Annotated in this window: 15 protein-coding genes; 10 read left to right on the forward strand and 5 right to left on the reverse strand. The window is 47.8% G+C overall.

What is annotated here, in order from left to right; genetic code table 11:
* Window positions 1-20 precede the first annotated feature (20 nt).
* Window positions 21-767: a VacJ family lipoprotein gene (locus tag GUA87_RS10235; RefSeq protein WP_193716456.1), complete on the reverse strand. Its 747-nt coding sequence runs from the start codon at window positions 765-767 to the stop codon at window positions 21-23.
* A gap of 401 nt (window positions 768-1,168) precedes the next feature.
* On the opposite strand from GUA87_RS10235, the gene GUA87_RS10240 reads away from it, so the two are divergent.
* The 6 genes from GUA87_RS10240 to GUA87_RS10265 all read left to right on the forward strand — a co-directional run bounded on the left by GUA87_RS10240 (window position 1,169) and on the right by GUA87_RS10265 (window position 8,958).
* Complete coding sequence (locus GUA87_RS10240; RefSeq protein ID WP_193716457.1) at window positions 1,169-2,137, forward strand: ArsR/SmtB family transcription factor; 969 nt, start codon at window positions 1,169-1,171, stop codon at window positions 2,135-2,137.
* Window positions 2,134-3,057 carry a methylenetetrahydrofolate reductase [NAD(P)H] gene (metF, locus tag GUA87_RS10245; RefSeq protein ID WP_193716458.1) on the forward strand — a complete coding sequence of 308 codons (924 nt, stop codon included), beginning with the start codon at window positions 2,134-2,136 and terminating at the stop codon, window positions 3,055-3,057. Before GUA87_RS10240 ends, metF begins: the two co-directional genes overlap by 4 nt.
* Before the next feature lie 47 nt (window positions 3,058-3,104).
* Entirely contained in the window at window positions 3,105-6,803 is a 3,699-nt protein-coding gene (metH, locus tag GUA87_RS10250; protein ID WP_193716459.1) for a methionine synthase, read from the forward strand.
* A gap of 83 nt (window positions 6,804-6,886) precedes the next feature.
* The gene (locus tag GUA87_RS10255) at window positions 6,887-7,348 is read left to right on the forward strand and encodes a YHS domain-containing (seleno)protein (protein ID WP_193716460.1); all 462 of its coding nucleotides are present in this window, start codon (window positions 6,887-6,889) and stop codon (window positions 7,346-7,348) included.
* Window positions 7,349-7,420: 72 nt separating this feature from the next.
* Window positions 7,421-8,353 carry an ornithine cyclodeaminase family protein gene (locus GUA87_RS10260; RefSeq protein ID WP_193716461.1) on the forward strand — a complete coding sequence of 311 codons (933 nt, stop codon included), beginning with the start codon at window positions 7,421-7,423 and terminating at the stop codon, window positions 8,351-8,353.
* Window positions 8,350-8,958, forward strand: coding sequence for a LysE family translocator (locus tag GUA87_RS10265; RefSeq protein WP_193716462.1), 609 nt, complete (start codon window positions 8,350-8,352; stop codon window positions 8,956-8,958). Before GUA87_RS10260 ends, GUA87_RS10265 begins: the two co-directional genes overlap by 4 nt.
* A 33-nt stretch (window positions 8,959-8,991) precedes the next feature.
* On the opposite strand, the gene GUA87_RS10270 is transcribed toward GUA87_RS10265, so the two are convergent.
* Window positions 8,992-12,612 carry a hydantoinase B/oxoprolinase family protein gene (locus GUA87_RS10270; protein ID WP_193716463.1) on the reverse strand — a complete coding sequence of 1,207 codons (3,621 nt, stop codon included), beginning with the start codon at window positions 12,610-12,612 and terminating at the stop codon, window positions 8,992-8,994.
* 23 nt (window positions 12,613-12,635) lie between these two features.
* A complete protein-coding gene (locus tag GUA87_RS10275) occupies window positions 12,636-13,802 on the reverse strand; it encodes an adenylate/guanylate cyclase domain-containing protein (RefSeq protein ID WP_193716464.1) in 1,167 nt (388 codons plus the stop codon).
* Window positions 13,803-13,959: 157 nt separating this feature from the next.
* On the opposite strand from GUA87_RS10275, the gene rfbA reads away from it, so the two are divergent.
* Window positions 13,960-14,832 (forward strand): glucose-1-phosphate thymidylyltransferase RfbA, encoded by an 873-nt coding sequence (rfbA, locus tag GUA87_RS10280; RefSeq protein WP_193716465.1) that lies wholly within the window; start codon window positions 13,960-13,962, stop codon window positions 14,830-14,832.
* Between the two features lie 29 nt (window positions 14,833-14,861).
* Here rfbA and cysN read toward each other — a convergent pair whose 3' ends face one another.
* Together cysN and cysD are read right to left on the reverse strand one after the other, a co-directional pair.
* Entirely contained in the window at window positions 14,862-16,757 is a 1,896-nt protein-coding gene (gene cysN / locus GUA87_RS10285; protein WP_193716466.1) for a sulfate adenylyltransferase subunit CysN, read from the reverse strand.
* The gene (cysD, locus tag GUA87_RS10290) at window positions 16,757-17,665 is read right to left on the reverse strand and encodes a sulfate adenylyltransferase subunit CysD (RefSeq protein ID WP_193716467.1); all 909 of its coding nucleotides are present in this window, start codon (window positions 17,663-17,665) and stop codon (window positions 16,757-16,759) included. Before cysD ends, cysN begins: the two co-directional genes overlap by 1 nt.
* A gap of 217 nt (window positions 17,666-17,882) precedes the next feature.
* On the opposite strand from cysD, the gene GUA87_RS10295 reads away from it, so the two are divergent.
* From GUA87_RS10295 to GUA87_RS10305, 3 genes are read left to right on the forward strand one after another with little or no spacing between them, the layout of a single operon-like run.
* A complete protein-coding gene (locus tag GUA87_RS10295; RefSeq protein ID WP_193716468.1) occupies window positions 17,883-18,518 on the forward strand; it encodes a paraquat-inducible protein A in 636 nt (211 codons plus the stop codon).
* Entirely contained in the window at window positions 18,515-19,177 is a 663-nt protein-coding gene (locus GUA87_RS10300) for a paraquat-inducible protein A (protein WP_193716469.1), read from the forward strand. Before GUA87_RS10295 ends, GUA87_RS10300 begins: the two co-directional genes overlap by 4 nt.
* The gene (locus tag GUA87_RS10305; protein WP_193716470.1) at window positions 19,161-20,873 is read left to right on the forward strand and encodes an intermembrane transport protein PqiB; all 1,713 of its coding nucleotides are present in this window, start codon (window positions 19,161-19,163) and stop codon (window positions 20,871-20,873) included. Before GUA87_RS10300 ends, GUA87_RS10305 begins: the two co-directional genes overlap by 17 nt.

The raw sequence follows: 20,873 nt of genomic DNA on the forward strand, positions 1-20,873 counted from the left end.
TACCTCGCAAGGAAATCAGTTTAGTTCGTTGATTTCTTGACTGAAGGTGAGGCTTCATCATCTTCTTCGATAAGAAGAGAGATGCTGTCTTTTTTGGTAGGCTCATCATCCAGTTCGAAAGAAATATCGGGTAACGGTGTCAATTTATTTTCACCGTCCATAATCAGACTTTTACGATTTTGGCGATACAAGCTACGAACTGCTGCGTAGAAATCGATTGAGTTCTTTTCAATTTCATCCAGAGGCTCAATAGAAGGGGCCCGTTTATCAACGGCTGATACTCCTGCACGAATAAGTGCAAAATTATCGACGTCGTTGTTTCTGGCAACGAGATTGGCTGGATCGATGAAATATTCACCAACGATACCTACAGCTTCGCGAGTTGTATTTGGTCCTAGAATTGGCAGCACAAGATATGGTCCCTCAGGAATACCCCATACGGCAAATGTTTGTCCCAAATCTTCGTCATCAGTATCGAGTTGAGCAATGTCAAACAGACCACCGAAGCCAAGGAATGTGTTCGTAAAGAAGGCGCCCATGTTATCGCCAGCACCGTTCAGGTCGCCCTGAAGGATGTTGTTGATGAAATAGATAGGCTGAGACAGGTTTGTCAGGAAGTTGCTGACACTGTCTTTAACACCTTCAGGAAGAGCGTCACGATAGATATGTGAGACTGGTTTCAAAGCCAGTGCATCAAGCGCGTAATTGACGTCAAAGAAGTAACGGTTTAGCGGCTCAATAGGATCCTGCACTTCGTTGTATGTCACGTTTTTAGGATCTTCTCCTGGAGGAGTGGTACAACCACTAACCAAACCAGCAAAAGCGATTGCAATACATCCACCTAAAAGAGTCGATTTGAACTTCTTCGAAATCATATTTTCAGCTCTTCCCAACTTGTCGCTAAGAGTGACCATAAAACACATTAAAGGTTACGTATTCCTTTATGTCACATCACATTTAGTAACAAGCTCAGTAATTCTTTTTAATCTTAGAAAAATACTCACTCCAGATCAGTGTCTATCACACTCCTAAGTTATTGGCTAGGCGTTGTTTTGTACACAAACAGCGACTCACTTCACTGTTGCGAAAAAGTCGCGAAAGAGACTTGAAACTCAATTTAAAAAGATATAAAGATATGTTTATATCATGAAAATGACGGGGTAAATGTATGGAAGCGATGCTACAAGGATTGAGAGCTGCAGGCGAAGAGACAAGGCTTCGTCTGTTGGTTTTATGCGCTCACTCCGAGCTTACTGTAAGTGAGCTTCTTCAAATACTTGGCCAAAGCCAGCCAAGGGTTTCAAGGCATCTGAAGCTCTTGTGTGAGGCGGGGCTTCTCGATCGCTTTCAAGAGGGCAGTTGGGTTTATTACCGCCTGGCAAATCGAGGCTCAAATGCTCTACTTGCTCGCTACCTCGTTGATTTAACACCGGAAGATGACGTTACGATTGCGCGTGATCTGGATCGTTTGGATGCTGTGCGCCAAGCAAGAAATGACGCAGCGATGGCATATTTCAAGAAAAACGCCTCTCAGTGGAACGAGATTCGCTCCCTTCATGTGGCTGAAAAAGAGGTGGAAACCCGCTTAATCGACATTTTGGATAAATGCGAGAAAAGCAGACAAGGCAAGTTTCGTGATTTCCTTGATATAGGAACAGGTACCGGCCGAATGCTGGAACTGTTTGGTCCGCGTGTTGCAAACGCGGTTGGAATCGATAATAGCAGAGAAATGTTAAGCTATGCCCGTGCCATGATTGAAGATAAAGGGTTGCGCAATAGTCAGGTGCGTTTGGGCGATATGTATACATTACCCGTTGCGAGCCAGTCTCAGGATCTGGTGATGGTGCATCAGGTTATGCATTACGCGGACCGGCCCAAGATAGTCCTTGAAGAAGCACGCCGAGTTCTACGTGAAGATGGCATATTGATTGTTGTCGATTTCGCGCCACATGACTTGGTCAATCTGAAAGAAGATCACGCGCACCAGCAATTGGGATTTGATTTATCCCAGATGGAGCTTTGGTGCGATGAAAACAACTTTGAAACATTTGAAACACATAGTCTTCCGGGACAACCACTTACTGTAAATATTTGGGTAGCTCGCGCGAAACCGAGTGAATTGGGAGTAATAAAATGAAATTGCCTGGTAAAAAAGGATCTCAAGCGGAAAATACGCCGTTGAATCTTTCAGGATCCAGCCCGTTGCAGGTGTCGTTTGAGTTCTTTCCGCCTGCGACAGAAGCAGCGACGAAGAAACTCTGGACAACATTGGAGCGGCTAGCACCACTTGATCCATCATTTGTTTCTGTCACTTACGGGGCAGGTGGCTCAACCCGCCAAACCACCCATGATGTGGTTGCTCGTATCAGACAGGAAACGGACCTAGAGCCCGCAGCGCATCTAACATGTGTCGGTGCCTCAAAAGCTGAGATTGAAGAAGTGGCCCATGCTTATTGGGAGGCTGGTGTTCGGCATATTGTGGCTCTCCGTGGTGATCCGCCTCAAGGTGAAACCGAATTTAAACCCCACCCAGATGGTTTTTCAGGATCGGTTGAGCTCATCGAGTTTCTGAAAAAACTGCATGATTTTGAAATCACTGTGGGTTGTTATCCTGAAATCCATCCAAACGCCCATTCCAGTCAATCGGATCTGGATTACTTGAAGCGCAAAATGGACGCAGGGGCGACCCGCGCTATTACGCAGTTTTTCTTTGATCCGGAAACCTATTTGAATTTCGTGGAGCGGGCTGCTTCCAACGGTGTGGATATTCCAATTGTTCCAGGCATTCTGCCGATCACAAGTTACTCTCGCATTAAAAGTTTTAGTGCCCAATGCGGAACTCAAGTTCCTGCTTGGCTAACGCACTTGTTTGAAGGGTTAGAGGATGATCCCGCCACAAGGGATTATAATGCAGCGATTGTGGCCTCTGAATTATGTCGCAGACTTCAGTATGAGGGGGTCAAGAATTTCCACTTCTATACCTTAAACCGGGCTGACCTTGTTTACGGCGTCTGTCATTCCATTGGTGTGCGCCCTAAATCTTCGATCATTGAGTAAAAATTCGTAACTCGCCTTGCCGCGATAAGTTGAAAAGGTTCTGTAACATGCAGAAATCAAAATCATATCAGACTATTATTGATGCCTTGTCCCGTAAGATACTGGTTCTTGACGGTGCTATGGGAACCATGATTCAGGGCTTTAGTTTGACTGAGGAAGATTATCGCGGAGATGCGTATCGCGGATCCAATATCGACCTGAAGGGGAACAGTGATCTTCTGACTATCACACGGCCGGATGTGATTGACAGCATCCATGATCAGTTTCTGGCCGCGGGTTCAGATATCCTTGAAACGAACACCTTCAGCGGGACGTCAATTGCGCAGGCTGATTATGGCCTGGAAGCTGAAGTCTACAAGATTAACAAAGAAGGTGCCGCTCTTGCCCGTAAAGTCGCGGATCGTTGGACGGAAAAAACACCGGATCAGCCGAGGTTTGTTGCAGGTGTCCTCGGGCCAACCAACAGAACCGCGTCTATTTCACCGGATGTAAATGATCCGGGTTATCGTAATGTGACTTTTGATCAGCTGGTTGAAGCCTATTACGAGGCAACACAAGGTCTTGTTGATGGTGGCGCCGATATCATCCTGATCGAAACCGTGTTTGATACGCTAAATTGTAAAGCGGCTATCTATGCGGTTTTGAAGTATTTTGATGATACGGGTGTAGAGTATCCCGTGATGATTTCCGGTACCATTACAGATGCCTCAGGACGTACGCTGTCCGGGCAAACCGCGGAGGCCTTCTGGGCGTCTATCTCTCACGCCAAACCGATTACTGTTGGGTTCAATTGTGCATTGGGTGCCAAAGACTTACGTCCACATGTTCAGGCAGTATCTTCAATTGCAGATACAGGTATCAGTGTTCATCCAAATGCGGGCTTGCCCAATGAATTGGGGGAATATGACGATACGCCAGAATATATGGCGTCCATGCTGAAAGAATTTGCTGAAAGCGGACTTGTCAATATTGTTGGCGGTTGCTGCGGCACGAGGCCAGAGCATATCAAAGCCATTGCAGAGGCCGTTTCTTCGGTTAAACCGCGAACAGTTCCGGAAAAAAATACGATTTGCCGTCTAAGTGGGTTGGAGCCTTTGTATCTGGATGACACAGTTGGTTTTGTAAATGTGGGAGAGCGCACCAACGTTGCCGGCTCCGCACGTTTCAAAAAACTGATCATGGAAGGCGAGTATGATACCGCCCTTGATGTAGCCAGAAGTCAGGTGGAAAACGGCGCGCAAGTCATTGATATTAATATGGATGATGCGATGCTTGAGGCTGAGGAGGCAATGCCGACATTCCTCAATCTGATTGCATCGGAGCCAGATATCAGCCGTGTCCCGATTATGGTGGACAGTTCCAAGTGGGACGTCATCACAGCTGGCCTTAAGACCGTTCAAGGCAAGGGGGTGGTGAACTCGATTTCCCTAAAAGAAGGGAAAGAGGAATTCATTGAACATGCGAGAGAAATCCGCCGTTTTGGTGCGGCCACGATCGTTATGGCCTTTGATGAGAAGGGACAAGCTGACAGTTACGAGCGGATGATCGAAATCTGTGAAAAATCCTACAAGATTTTGACAGAGGAGGTCGGTTTTCCACCAGAAGATATTATATTTGATCCAAATATTTTCCCGATCGCTACTGGGATTGATGAGCACCGGAATTTCTCCAAGGACTTCATCGAGGCAACCAAATGGATTAAGGAAAATCTACCTTACGCTAAGATCAGCGGCGGTGTCAGTAACATGTCCTTCTCGCTTCGGGGCAATAACCCGATGCGCGAATCCATGCACGCTGTTTTCTTGTATCATGCCGTTCATGCGGGCATGGACATGGGCATCGTGAATGCCGGTCAGCTTGCGGTTTATTCCGATATCCCTGAGAAAATTCGCGATCGTGTAGAGGACGCTGTTCTCAACCGGCGGGAAGATGCCACAGATCGTCTGCTGGAAGTCGCAGAAGAAGCGGTCGGGCAATCCAAGGAAAAAGGGCAGGATCTCAGTTGGCGTGAAGGCGATGTACAGTCACGGATCACTCATGCCTTGGTGAAAGGTATTTCTGAATTTATTGAAGAAGATGCTGAAGAAGCGCGGCAAATGGTGGATCGCCCCATTCAGGTGATTGAAGGGCCACTTATGACAGGCATGAATGTGGTTGGTGACCTATTTGGTGACGGTAAGATGTTCCTGCCGCAAGTGGTGAAAAGTGCCCGTGTGATGAAACAGGCGGTTGCCTATCTGCTTCCCTTTATCGAGGCGGAAAAAACCGGTGATGAAGTCAATGACAGCAAAGGTAAGATCTTGCTGGCGACGGTGAAAGGGGACGTTCACGATATTGGTAAAAACATCGTGGCGGTTGTCTTACAGTGTAACAACTTTGAAGTGATCGACCTTGGTGTCATGGTGCCATATACGACCATCCTCGAAACGGCCAAGAAGGAAAAAGTGGACATCATTGGCCTGAGTGGTCTGATCACACCATCCCTTGAAGAAATGTCCATTGTCGCATCTGAAATGCAGCGCGGGGATTTTGAAGTGCCGCTGTTGATTGGTGGTGCCACTACATCAAAAGTCCATACGGCACTAAAGATTGCCCCAAATTATGAAGGGTCGACCATCTACGTCACCGACGCGTCCCGTGCGGTGGGTGTAGCCACGCGCCTGACAAGTGACGAACAACGCTCTGTTCTGATTGAGGAAATTAAGTCTGAATATGAAACGGTTCGGGATAATTACTACAAAAAAGACCGCAAAGACGCTTTGGCACCATTTGAAGAAGCAACTCAAAATGGTGTTGGTGTCTCCTTTGACGGCTATACGCCACAAGTGCCAACCTTCCTTGGGGAGCGGGTATTTGAAGAAGTAGATCTTCAGATATTGACCCAATATTTTGACTGGTCACCTTTCTTCCGCACATGGGAGCTTGCAGGGCATTTCCCAAAAATTCTGGAAGATGAGGTTGTCGGAGAGACCGCGACAGAGCTTTACAACGACGCGAAGACGATGCTGAAAAAAATCATCGATGAAAAATGGCTCACCGTAAATGCGGTGGTTGGATTTTATCCTGCTGCGCGTGATGGGGAAGATGTCATCGTTTACGACGATGAAGATCGCAGTTCCGAGAAACACAGGTTCCATTTCCTGCGTCAACAAATGAAACGTGGGGAAGGGCGCTCCAACTATTCGTTGGCTGATTTCATCGCGCCCGTTGGGTCTGGCGTAAAAGACTATATCGGTGGTTTCACGGTGACGGGCGGTCTTGGAATTGAAAGTAAACTTGCTGAGTTTGAGAAAACTCATGACGATTACAGCAGTATTCTTCTGAAAGCGCTGGCAGACCGTTTTGCTGAGGCCACAGCTGAGTATTTCCATGAACTCACAAGGCGTGAGCTGTGGGGGTACGCCTCAGGTGAAAGTCTGGATAACGACAGCCTGATCCGGGAGAAATATCAAGGCATCCGTCCGGCGCCTGGCTATCCTGCTTGCCCGGATCACAGTGAAAAAACAGGGCTATTTGATCTGTTGGGATCAAAAGAAAAAATCGGTGTCAGCTTGACCGAAGGCTACGCGATGTATCCTGCGGCCTCTGTCTCCGGTTACTATTTCGCTCATCCGGAAGCGCGTTATTTCGGTGTTGGTAAGGTTGGCCAAGATCAGGTGAAGTCTTATGCGGAGCGCAAAGGTGTTAGCATGGAACAGGCGGAGCGTTGGCTCGCGCCGAATTTGGGGTATGACCGGGGCCGATAATCACAATCACCTGACAGAATTGTGATTATATTTCCCAATCATTTTGTGTGATTTTCGGAGCATGTTTTTCATGGGAGAGATACATGTTCCGAAAGTTCACAACTGTTTTTGCCTTCCTTATCCTGTTTGCAGGTACAAATACGGCCTTCGCTTTTGAGGAAATAAATACCGGCTATTTCAACGACCTGGCCCTGCATGGTTTTGATAGCGCAGGTTATCACACAAGCGGTAAAGCCATGGAAGGAACAGGAGATCTGGTCTTTAATTGGAAAGGGGCTGAATGGCGCTTTGCCAATAAAGAAAGCCGTGATCTGTTCGCAGCAAACCCTGAAAAATACTCCCCACAGTATGGCGGATATTGTTCCAATCAAATGAGCCTTGGAAATCTGGCGGATGTTGATCCGGGGGTTTGGCTTATTCACAAGGAAAAACTCTATTTCTTCGGACATCAGGCTGGCAAAGATCGCTGGCTTCGCACCGGTGTGGATGCGCGCATTCAGGATGCGGAAAAGAACTGGAAAAAGTATCTGGCGCAGAAAAACTAAACGTCTACTTGTCTTCAATCTTCCCTGTCGTTACGTTCAACCCCACAGTTTGATTTACGACAGGGATTAATCATGAAAGTTATCGGCTACGAAGAAGCGGATTCTAAACTCAACTGGTCAGAAATGGCCGATGCCATGGAAGCCGGACATAAGCTGGAACCTGCAGAAATTGGGGATCTTCTTCTTGCGAAAGGGGATCGCAGTATCCTGAACCGGGCCGCCTGGATTGATGGCATGGGGATTGCCCTGAAATCCGTTACGATCTTTCCTGAAAACAATAATCGCGTACCGCCAATCCCGTCCATTCAAGGGGCGATGTTTGTCTTTGATTCAGATACGGGCGCCCTTGAAGCCATCGTTGATGGTCCGTTGGTGACCAAATGGAAAACAGCAGGGGATAGTGTCTTGGGTGCACGTCTCTTGGCGCGGAAAGACAGCGAAAATTATTTGGTGGTTGGTGCTGGAACTGTGGCCAAAACACTGTTGCAGGCGTACCGGGAAGTTTTCCCGTCATTGAAGAAATTTACTGTTTGGAACCGAAGCAAGGGCCGAGCAGAAGAGCTGGCCGAAGAAATGAAATCAGAAGGTTTTGAGCTGATTGTGGCAGATGATCTGGAAGCCGCAGCTCGTGAAGCCGACATCATTTCTACGGCCACAATGGCAAAAGAACCGGTATTGAAGGGTGAATGGGTGCAGGAAGGCACACATGTTGACCTTATTGGCGCGTTTCGACCTGATATGCGTGAAGCGGATGATGACTTGATGTTGAAAGGGCGTTTGTTTGTGGACGCCCGCGAAACAACTATTGGCGAAATTGGAGAGTTGATGATCCCGATGGCGGCGGGTTTGTTCGCTGATGATCACGTGGTGGCGGATTTCAGGGATCTTTGCAATGGCGCACCCGGCAGGGGGGCAGATAGTGAAATTACCCTGTTTAAAAATGGTGGCGGAGCACATCTGGATTTGATGACCGCCCGTATGATCGTTGAGAAGATGAACTCATGACAATTGAATTTCTCCTGACATCTCTTGTCGTGGTTCTGCTTCCTGGCACAGGTGTGATCTACACTTTGGCTGTGGGGCTCGGGCGTGGTTTTAAGGCAAGCGTTGCGGCGGCTTTTGGATGCACGATGGGCATTCTACCCGCAGCAATTGCCAGTATCGTTGGGCTTTCCGCACTTCTGCACACAAGCGCCCTTGCGTTTCAGGTTATCAAATATCTTGGGGTGGTTTATCTGTTTTACATGGCATGGAACATCTTGAAAGATGGTGGCGCCATGGATGTCAAAGAGGAGAAAACGTCAAAAAGCTATGGAAAGATTGCGGTCACGGGAACGCTCATTAATGTTCTCAATCCAAAATTGTCTCTTTTCTTTCTTGCCTTCTTGCCGCAATTTATTTCGGCCAATTCTAGCAATGTGACGATGGATCTCGTCTCCCTTGCCCTGGTGTTTATGGCAATGACCTTTGCCGTCTTTGTCATCTATGGCGCATTTGCGGCAGCGGCCCGTGACTACGTGATTTCGCGGCCCAATGTCATGAATTGGATCAAAAGAAGCTTTGCGGGTGCCTTTGGGTTCCTTGGCTTGAAATTGGCCTTTTCTGACTAATAAAAAAGCCCTCCTAGTAGGAGGGCTTTTTGTTTAAGCTTTGCCATAGCCCCCGCCACTTGGGGTGTGGATGACGAAGATATCACCCGGCATCATTTCAGCTTTGTCACGGCCTTCCATCAGGTCTTTGGTGCCATTGGCACGCTCGATCCATTGTTTGCCGACTTCACCATTTGCACCTCCGTTCAGCCCAAAAGGCTCAACTGTTCGGTGACTGGAGAGAAGGGCGGCCGTCATTTGCTCGTTGAAACGAAGTTTGCGGATTGCGCCATCACCGCCTTTATGGGCGCCGCTGCCGCCAGACCCACGACGAATTTCAAAATCCATCAACGTAATCGGGAAACGCCATTCCAGAACTTCGGGGTCCGTGAGGCGGGCGTTGGTCATGTGGGTGTGAACCGTGGTGCCATCAAATGTTGGCCCGGCGCCTGAACCACCACAGATGGTTTCGTAATACTGATAGGTATCATTGCCGAAGGTGAAGTTATTCATGGTACCTTGCGCCGCTGACATAACCCCTAAAGCACCGAATAGGGTATCCGTAAGGCACTGGCTTGTTTCCACATTTCCGGCGACAACCGCAGCGGGATATTCAGGGGACAGCATGGAACCTTCCGGCACGATAATATCCAGTGGCTTCAGGCAGCCCGCATTTAGTGGAATATCGCTGTCCACCAGACACCGGAAGACATATAGAACAGCTGCTGTTGTCACTGCACGCGGGGCATTGAAGTTGAGCGGATGTTGCCCGCTGGTACCCGTAAAGTCGATGGTGGCGCGGCGGTTTTCTTTGTCGATGGAGATTTTGACCTTAATTTCATGCCCATCATCCATGGGGTAGGTAAACTCACCGTCTTTCAAAACATCCAGAACCCGGCGGACGCTTTCTTCCGCGTTGTCCTGAACATGCCCCATATAGGCGTGCACCACATCAATGCCGAAATGCTCAACCATTTTGCGAAGTTCCTGAATGCCTTTTTCACAGGCGGCGATCTGTGCTTTCAGGTCAGCAATATTCTGGTGGGTGTTTCGAGATGGATATGCTCCGGACTTCAGAATTTCCGTAATTTCTTCTTCAAGGAAGCGTCCGCCGTCAACCAGCAGGATATTATCCAGAAGAACACCTTCTTCTTCCACAGTACGGCTGTCAGGAGGCATGGAGCCGGGGGTGAGGCCGCCAATATCTGCGTGATGTCCTCGGCTCGCCACATAGAACAGGATATCCTTGTCGTTATCGTCAAAAACTGGCGTGATCACAGTAACGTCTGGCAGGTGCGTACCGCCGTTATAGGGCGCGTTCAATACAAAGACGTCACCCGCCTTCATCACATTTCCATGTTTTCGAATGACAGATTTGATACTTTCCGACATGGATCCCAGGTGCACAGGCATATGAGGGGCGTTCGCAATCAGATCGCCGTTCAGATCGAAAATCGCACAAGAGAAATCAAGCCGTTCCTTGATATTGACGGAATAGGCGGTTTTCTCAAGCACCGTTCCCATCTGTTCTGCGACATTCATAAAGAGGTTGTTGAACACCTCCAGCATGACTGGATCAACACTGGTTCCAATGGCCTTATCACGCTTGATCTCTTCCACGCGTTCCAGATACAGGTCACCTAATGGGGTAAGCTCGGCTTGCCAACCGGGTTCGATGACGTTGGTGCCGGTTTTCTCTATGATAACAGCGGGACCTTTTACCTTTTGTCCGGGCTGCATACGATCCCGATCGTAGAAATCACAATTCTTGTATGCATTACCAAAAAAGATCGGTTGGTTCGCAATTGATACTGCGTCATCTTCGGCTTTAACATCAGAGACAAGGGATGCATTGACCTTTTCAGCAAGGCCGACGACCTCAACCGCGACAGCTTCGATAATCAACTTTTTCTCAGGGCTAATGAAGCCATAACGCTGCTGATGTGCGGCTTCAAATTCCGCCTTTGCGGCGGCGACATTCCCTTCGGAAACGAACATACTGCTGTCGGATCCATCATAACGAAGATGCAGCTTCCGCTCTACTTTCAGGCGGTTATCCGGCACATCCTGTTGTTTGAGGTCTTCAATGCCTGCGGCGGCGAGTTCATCAATTTCAGTAGCTGCTATTTTGAGGCTTGAAGCATCAAGTGGCAATTCGACAGATTTCTCTTTTAAGGATCGTTGATCCGCGAGACCCATGCCAAAGGCGGAAAGAACTCCTGCATATGGGTGCAGCAAGATGCGCGACATACCTAAGCTGTCGGCAACCAGACAGGCATGTTGACCGCCAGCGCCACCAAATGATGTCAGAACATATTCTGACACATCATAGCCGCGCTGAACCGAGATTTTCTTGATGGCATTTGCCATATTCTCAACCGCAATGGTCAGGAAACCGGAGGCAACTTCCTCAGGAGACTGATTTCCGCCAGTGGCGTCGTTGATTTCATCTGTAAGGGTTTTGAACTTCTGCCGGACAACGTCCACATCCAATGGCTGATCCGCGTTCGGGCCAAAAACAGGAGGGAAGAAATCAGGGCTTAGCTTACCTAACATGACGTTACAGTCTGTAACGGTAAGCGGTCCGCCTTTGCGGTAACAGGCTGGGCCGGGATTTGCGCCGGCACTGTCTGGTCCAACGCGATAGCGGGATCCATCAAAATGCAGGATCGAGCCGCCACCTGCAGCCACCGTATTAATCAGCATCATCGGTGCGCGCATCCGTACACCGGCAACTTCGGTTTCAAAGGTGCGCTCAAACTCCCCGCCGAAGTGGGACACATCAGTAGACGTGCCGCCCATATCAAAGCCAATGACTTTATCAAAACCAGCCAGTGAAGATGTCTCCACCATGCCCACAACACCGCCAGCGGGGCCGGATAGAATGGCGTCTTTTCCTTGAAATAGACGGGCATCGGTTAGGCCGCCGTTTGACTGCATGAACATGAGGCGGCTATCCCCAAGTTCACTTGCCACTTGATCCACATAACGCCGAAGAATAGGGGAGAGATACGCATCCACAACTGTTGTATCGCCTCGGCTGACCATTTTCATCAAAGGGCTGGTCTCGTGGCTGGTGGAAACCTGCGTAAAGCCGATCTCCTTGGCAAGGTCAGCTAACTTCTTTTCGTGATCAGTAAATCGATATCCGTGTATCAGGACAATGGCGCAGGTCCGAATACCCCTATCATAAACGGCCTGTAACTCTTTACGGGCCTCAATCAGATCCAGCGGTATTTCGATGTCACCGTGGGCGGTAACCCGCTCTGTAACCTCTACCACTTCCTCATAGAGCATTTCGGGAAGATCGATTTTCAATGCAAACAGTTTTGGGCGTGTTTGATAGCCTATGCGCAGAACATCTTTGAAGCCTTTGGTGGTAACAAGAAGTGTCCGCTCTCCCTTCCGCTCCAACAGGGCGTTGGTAGCAACGGTTGTTCCCATTTTGACAGCGGAAATTCTCTTGGAAGGGATTTGTTCGTTTGGCTCAATTTTGAGTAGGTCGCGAATGCCCTGGATCGCGGCATCTTTATATTGTTCTGGATTTTCACTTAATAGTTTGTGGGTGAGAATATTACCCTCGGGATCTTTTGCCACTAGATCAGTAAATGTGCCCCCGCGATCAATCCAGAACTGCCACTGCTTTTCTTCGGACGGTGTTGTCTCTGTCGCCATTACGCTACCCTGATTTATATAATTTATTGAGAGAGTTCGACGGAATAAATGCTCTGTTTTTCAGCTATTCCTTTAAGCTCAAATTCCCCTAGATGATTTGTTTTTTCATTTATCTTTGCGGCGAAATCACTGGATAAAACCAGTGGTTTACCTACATGTTTGGATAGACTTTCTAACCGTGATGTCAGATTAACGGCAGGCCCCATAACAGTGAAGTCTAGGCGGTCCAACGCCCCCACATTGCCATAGGTTACCTTTCCAAAATGAAGTCCCATACCAAAGTGAATTTCCGTCGCACCGGTTTCCGCGCGGGATTTGTTTTCTTCAGTGACCTTTTCAAAAACATCCTTTGCGGCAGACAACGCGGACTGGCAGGCCTCTTCCATTGTGGTTTTGTCATCCACTGGGAAAATAATCAGCACCCCATCACCAATGAATTTCAGGATTTCACCACCATGGGCTTTTGTGTTGTCGGAAAGGATCTGGAAATAACTGTTGAGAACTTCAAGCAGGCTTTCCTCATCAAGTTGTTCTGTCATTTCAGTAAAGCCGCGAAGGTCGCTGAACCAAAGCGCAGCCTTGATTGTTTCACTGTCACCACGCTTTACCTGTCCATCCAGAACCCTCTCACCGCTTCGGTGCCCTACATAGGTGTCAAGCAGGGTAATGGCGACTTTACGGCTCGCATGAACTTCAATGATGGGGGCAATATAACCGATCAGGTCTTCTAACTCTTCGATTTGCTGATCTGAGAAACCATCAGGATGGGCGGTGACATAGGATAGTATGGGAATAGAGCTGTCCATAAAATCCATTGGCATCATCAGATAATCCGTCAGCCCCATCTTGGCTTGCTCAAACAGAAGGTTATGGTCTTTCTCAGGATCCAACTCATTCAACCGGCGACGGAAAGGTTTGTGATTTTGATGGACCCACTCAGCAGGGGATCCAAAGTAAGAGGAGGTTTCTCTAATTCCATGTTGACCGCCCCACTGGACGGCTTTTCTGTCTTCAGATGTCCAGATGTAAGCCCAGATATCGATTTGGGGATGAATGGTTTGAAACCCAATGCGAAGGCGATCAATCTGGATGCCAGCCTTGTTGATCTTCTCCGCAAGTTCCTCAATGAACTCAGTAGGATCGTGTATAAGGCGACCGGTTTTTAAAATCCAGTTTCGAACCGTTTGCATAAACTCTGTTCCACAAAAATTAACTTCTGGCCTCTAAATATCGGTTTAAAGGCAACAGACATCAAGATTAGTTATGCAGGTAGGTTATAATTGATTGCGATTATTGTCGCCTGTTTCTATCAATCAGGTCATTGCTTAAAAGCGCGTGAGGGGCATCATGGCACATAAAGGAATTATTCTGGCAGGGGGAACTGGCTCCCGGCTTCATCCGCTGACATTGGGTGTCAGCAAGCAATTGATGCCGATCTATGACAAGCCAATGATCTATTATCCACTGTCCACCCTTATGCTGGCTGGTATTCAGGATATTCTGGTGATTACAACTCCCGAGGAGCAGTATCTGTTCCAACGACTTTTAGGGGACGGCCACAAATGGGGCTTGAATATCACCTATAAGGAACAGCCATCTCCTGACGGGTTGGCGCAAGCCTTTTTGCTGGGAGAGGAGCATATTGGAAATGATCCATCCGCTTTGATTCTTGGCGATAATATTTTCTATGCCGCCCAATTCAGCCAGTTGCTTGCCAATGCTGTCTCCCGTGAAGTGGGGGCGACAGTTTTTGGCTATCATGTTGCCAATCCAACTGCCTATGGTGTGGCGGAGTTTGATGAAAATGGCAAGGTGATCGGGGTGGAAGAAAAACCGGATCACCCGAAATCCAACTTTGCTATTACGGGTCTTTATTTTTACGACAATCAGGTTGTAGATATGGCCAAATCACTTACGCCGAGCGCCCGTGGGGAGTTGGAAATTACAGACCTGAACCGTCTGTATCTGGAACAAGGTCAGTTGCAGATGGAGTTTCTTGGACGTGGCAGCGCGTGGCTCGACACAGGAACTCATGATCATCTGATGGAAGCATCTTCCTATGTTCAGACGATTGAAAAAAGGCAAGGCCTTAAAATCGCCTGCCCAGAAGAGATCGCCTATGAAAAAGGTTACATCACCGGTGATCAATTGGAAGAACTTGCAACGCCACTGATTAAAAGCGGATATGGCAGTTATCTGCTGTCATTGTTGAAAGACTAAAGAAAAGGCGGCCAATGGCCGCCTTACTTTTAGATGAAATCGTGTTCTTTCAGGTAACTGATAATCTGATCGGCGGCTACATCCGAGGGAGTGTTCGCGCCATCAATAATGATTTCAGCATTTTCAGGGATCTCATATGCGCTATCAATACCTGTAAAGTTTTTAATCTCACCCGCACGGGCTTTGGCATATAGACCTTTGATGTCCCGCTCTTCACAGACGGAAAGCGGTGTGTCGACGAAGATTTCCAAAAACTCACCTTCTTCAAGTAGTCCACGCGCCATCTGACGTTCTGACCGGAACGGGGAGATGAAGGACACCAGTGTGATCAAACCCGCATCCACAAAGAGCTTGGAAGTTTCTCCCACACGGCGGATATTTTCCACGCGGTCTTCATCGGTAAAGCCCAAATCCTTGTTCAGGCCATGACGCACATTGTCACCATCCAGCAAATAAGTGTGCTTGCCCATGGCATGTAGTTTCTTTTCAAGCTGGTTGGCAATGGTGGATTTACCGGATCCAGAAAGCCCCGTAAACCAGAGTACAGCAGCTTTCTGCGCCTTCTGATCAGACCGCGCTTCTTTATTAATATCAACGGCTTGCCAGTGAATGTTGTCTGCCCGACGCAGCGCAAAATCAATAACACCAGCACCAACAGTTGCGTTCGTAAAGCGATCAATCAGGATGAAAGATCCTGTCTGGCGGTTCTCTTCATAGGGATCAAAAGAAAGGGGCTTATCCAGCGCAAAGTTACAGACACCAATTTCATTTAGGTCCAGGGTTTTTGCAGCCGTATGTTCCAACGTGTTGACGTTGATTTTGTATTTCAGTTTCGTCACGCGGGCTTGCGCGGAGGCTGTGCCTAGTTTGATGATGTAATTCCTGTTTGGAAGAAGGGCCTCTTCATTCATCCAGATCAGTTTTGCTTCAAACTGGTCCGCCGCAGATGGACGATGTTGCAAGCTGGCGATCATATCGCCGCGGCTGATGTCAATTTCATCTTCAAGGGTTAGGGTAACAGCTTGACCTGCAATGGCTTCTTTCAAATTGCCATCAAAAGTCACAATTTCTTTTACCTTGCTGGTCTGGCCAGAGGTGGGTTCAACAATTCCGTCACCCACAGAGATACGTCCGCTGGCAATGGTTCCAGAAAAGCCACGGAAATCCAGATTAGGTCGATTAACCCACTGAACGGGCATTCTGAAAGGTCGGTCCAGTGTATCTTTGACAACTTCTACGGTTTCGAGGAAAGGCAAAAGCTGAGGTCCTGAATACCATGGGGTTTGTTCACTTGCCTCAATAACATTATCTCCGCGCAATGCGGACAATGGAATAGGGGTGATATTTTCAAAACCAAGATTAGCCGCAAACTCAAGATATCCGTTGACGATACTATCGAACCTGGATTGGTCATAATCCACCAAATCCATTTTATTGATGGCGAGAACCACATTTTTGATGCCAAGCAGTGACACAAGGAAACTGTGACGTTGTGTCTGGGTCAGTACTCCTTTACGGGCATCTATCAGGATAATGGCGACATCCGCTGTTGAGGCACCCGTGACCATGTTACGGGTGTATTGTTCATGACCTGGTGTGTCCGCAACGATAAATTTGCGTTTATCGGTCGCGAAAAAACGATAGGCCACATCAATAGTAATGCCTTGCTCACGCTCTGCTTGCAGACCATCAAGAAGAAGTGCGTAGTCAATTTCACCACCTTGGGTGCCGATGCGCTTGCTTTCGGAAGTCAGCGTGGCCAATTGGTCTTCAAATAGAAGTTTTGAATCCCATAGAAGGCGTCCGATCAGCGTACTTTTGCCATCATCAACGCTGCCGCATGTGATAAAGCGAAGAAGCGTTTTTTGTTCCTGATCTTTCAGGTATGCATCAATTTCAGTTGGGTTTTGTTCTGCAATACTCATTAGAAATAACCCTCCTGCTTTTTCTTCTCCATTGACCCGGCCTGATCTTTGTCGATAAGGCGTCCCTGACGTTCGGACGTACGGGCAACCAACATTTCCTGAATGATTTCAGGCAGTGTATCAGCTTCAGATTCAACAGCCCCGGTGAGCGGATAACAACCCAGAGTTCTGAAACGCACGGATTTCATTTCAGGTGTCTCACCTTCTTTGAGCGGCATGCGTTCATCATCAACCATGATCAGCATGCCATCGCGTTCGACAACCGGGCGTTCTTTAGCGAGGTAAAGGGGAACAATTGGAATGTTTTCGAGGAAGATATACTGCCAGATATCCAACTCTGTCCAATTGGATAGCGGGAACGCACGGATGCTTTCCCCATCACGAACACGGGCGTTGTAGACATTCCAAAGCTCTGGGCGTTGGTTTTTAGGATCCCAGCGGTGATTTTCCGTACGGAAGGAAAAAATACGCTCTTTCGCGCGGGATGCCTCTTCATCCCGGCGTGCCCCACCAAAGGCTGCATCAAACTTGTAATGATTAAGCGCCTGCTTTAGGGATTCCGTTTTCATCACATCTGTATGGAGCGCAGATCCGTGCGAGAAGGGGCCTATGCCTTTATCAACGCCATCTTGGTTAATATGAACCAATAGGTCCAAATCATATTCCTTGGCAATTTTGTCCCGAAATTCGATCATTTCCCGGAATTTCCACGTGGTGTCTACATGCAACAGTGGAAATGGAATGGGTGACGGATAAAAGGCTTTGCGTGCCAGATGGAGCAAAACTGAACTATCTTTGCCAATAGAATACAACATCACAGGTTTTTCAAACTCTGCGGCGACTTCACGGAAGATATGAATGCTCTCTGCTTCCAGCTGGCGAAGATGTGTAAGGCGATCCTGAGACATGGTTGCTTTCAAAAGAAATATGTTGTTGTCCTTGGATTAGGTCGTTTCATTTTATTCTACAAGCTATTTTTCCATATTAAAACACCAAATAAATGTGAAATTGTGATATTTCCTGTAAAATAATGTTGAAATAGTGATTTTGATTACATTTTCATTTGTCTACAGTGGAATAGCGCCTAATATGTTTCACCTTGGCCGTTTTGTTTATTGAGGGGCGATGGCGCAGTCAGAACAAAATAAACGCGATTATGTACATCCGCGCGTTTGTCCGGAATGTGATCTGGTGCATGAGCATGTCCCAGTTGAGCATGGTCATGCGGCTTATTGTAAGCGTTGCGGCAAGCTATTGTATCGTGGTCATGCACATGCTTTGGAGAGGTCGCTGGCTTTTGCCATTGCGGGAATTGCATTTTTTACTGTCGCAAATCTGGCACCGCTTCTGGTTTTTACAATGCAGGGTAACAGTAATGCCAATCTCCTGATTGATGGGGGCATTGCGTTTATGCAAACGGACTTCTGGGCATTGGGTATTCTGGTGCTGTTTGCCAGTGTGATCGCGCCAATTGCCATACTTTGCTTGCTGGTGATGATGATTACCCCAATTATCTTGGGGAGTGCCCCACGATTTATCGGGCGGGCCTTTCGTCTTTACGTATTGCTGAGACCATGGGCGATGGGGGAGATTTTCGTGATCGGCCTGATTGTGGCTTATGTGAAGCTCGCTGATTTTGCGGAAGTAGGAATTGGGCTATCGATGATCGGTTTTATTGGCATGGTCATCACGACAATACTCGCACTGATGTATCTTGACCCCAGGGAATTATGGCTTCGAATTGAGGAGCTTCGGAAATGACTGGGGTGGAGAAGCAGGATCATGGCAAGGATATCGATCTTGTAGAGTGTCATCACTGTCATCATGTGATGAGCTTGCCGGCGGATCAGCATTTGCGTGGTAAGCAACTTCTGTGTTCCCGTTGTAAAAGTCGTATCACGCACGACCGAAGCCATAGCTTGCAAAGAACCACCGCTTTTCTAATTGCCGCTTTCGTTCTTTATTTTCCAGCAAATATCTACCCGATTATGAAACTTGTTTCTTTTGGTGAGGAAAGCAGGGAGACAATTATTTCAGGTGTTTTGCAATTAATTGCTACTGGTCAAATTGGAATTGCGATTGTTGTCTTCATGGCAAGTGTCTTTGTGCCCATATTCAAAATTGCGACATTGGGGTTTTTGGTCGGATCTGTTTATTTCAACATAGGATGGCGACCTGTTGTAAGAACAAAACTATATCGTTTCGTGGAATGGATCGGACGCTGGTCTATGATTGATATTTTCATGATTTCTGTTCTTATAGCACTGGTAAAACTAAAAGCTCTTGCAACAGTAGAGGCGGGAGTAGGGGCATTGGCATTTGCTGCGGTCATTATCCTGACAATGTTTGCAGCGAATAGTTTTGATCCCAAACTCATTTGGGAAAAGGGTGAAAGCAGGGGCAATGACAGAGGGGAATAATTCTGGCGGTTATGAACAGCCAGTGATTAAAAGCGGCTATGCCGGATTGTTTGCAATCTGGTTGATCCCGTTGCTTGCGCTCGTCATAGCAGGATGGCTGGTTTTCAAATCGGTATATGATAAAGGGCCTGAAATCAGCATCACCCTTCCTAGCGCAAAAGGAATGGAAGCAGGTAAGACACCCCTTAAATACCGTGATGTTGTTATCGGTGTTGTCGATCGCATCGTTATTCCTGATGAACAGGATCAGGTGGATGTGATTGTGTCTGTCAACAAAGAATCCCGAAAATACCTCACTGATACAGCGCGGTTCTGGGTGGTTGCACCGGCCATTGGCTTGGAAGGAATTTCCGGATTGGATACGCTTCTTTCCGGCTCATACCTTGAAATTGACCCAGGTGCAGGCGGTGAGGCTGCTTATGAATTTGAAGGCCTTGAAAATCCGCCGGTGATTTCATCAACCGTTCCGGGGAGGGAGTATCTTCTGCGTACAGGCAGCCTTGGCAATATTCAGCGTGGCAGTCCCGTTATCTATCGTGGGCTGCAGGTTGGTAAGGTCCTTGGTCATCGCCTCGCCCTGAATAACCAGTCCATTGAAATCATTGCCTTTGTGGAAGACCCATATACTAATCTCGTCACCACAAAAACCCGCTTTTGGGATGCGGGCGCCGTAAATGTTCGAGTGTCCACAAGTGGTGTTGATATTGGCGCCAGCTCATTTTCAGCACTGCTTTCTGGTGCGATTGAATTTGCGTCGCTGCGATCAGATGGACCGGCAGGTATTGCCGAAAGTGGTCAGGAGTTTTACCTGTTTACCGGTCGCTCTGCCATGGAAGAAGCGCGTTATACGCATCGCGTGCCCTTTGTCCTTTATTTCGATGGTTCGGTTAGTGGACTTGAAGTGGGTGCACCCGTTGAATTTAAAGGCATCCAGATTGGTACCGTCCGTGATATTTCCCTGCAACTGGAACATAACAGCGGCGAATATGCCATTCCTGTGGTGATCAATATCGAACCGCAACGTATTCGGGTTAAAGCCGATCCAACTCTTCCCAATGACCCTGCAACTAGCCAGAATGCGCGTCGCAGAGCTTTGGAATCCCTGATCAAGAGAGGGCTTCGCGCGCGCCTTAAGTCTAACAATTTCCTGACAGGACAATTGATTGTCGATCTGGATCTCTTCCCGGAAAGAGAAGCGCGCTATTACGCGGAAGGATCGGACATCCCTGAAATTCCCACTTTGCCGACCGAACTTGAAGAGATCACAACATCTCTTACCAAGCTGATTGAAAAAGTCGAAAAAATGCCGATCGATCGCTTGTCGATTTCTTTGACAGAAACAGCTGAAGGATTGCAGGAAATCATTACTGAAGGGCAAATCACGGAAACCATCAAGGAAATCCGGGGTGTGGCCAAATCGGTCACCAGTATCATAGGCAAAGTGGACAAAGAAACGCTTCCGCGGATCAATGAGGCTGTTGACGATGGTCGGAAGACATTGGCTGAAATTGATAAAACGCTCAATAACGCTAGTACTCTGTTTAAAACGGCCGATAATACTTTGGCTGACGGATCTCCGCTAAAGTACGATCTGTCCATCATGCTAAGAGAATTGGCAGCCGCCAGTAGATCTGTTCGTAATCTTGCAGAATTTTTAGAAAGAAACCCAAGCTCTTTGCTCAGTGGAAAGAAATAA

Origin of the sequence: Sneathiella sp. P13V-1 (assembly GCF_015143595.1) — a bacterium.
Taxonomy (GTDB): Bacteria; Pseudomonadota; Alphaproteobacteria; order Sneathiellales; family Sneathiellaceae; genus Sneathiella.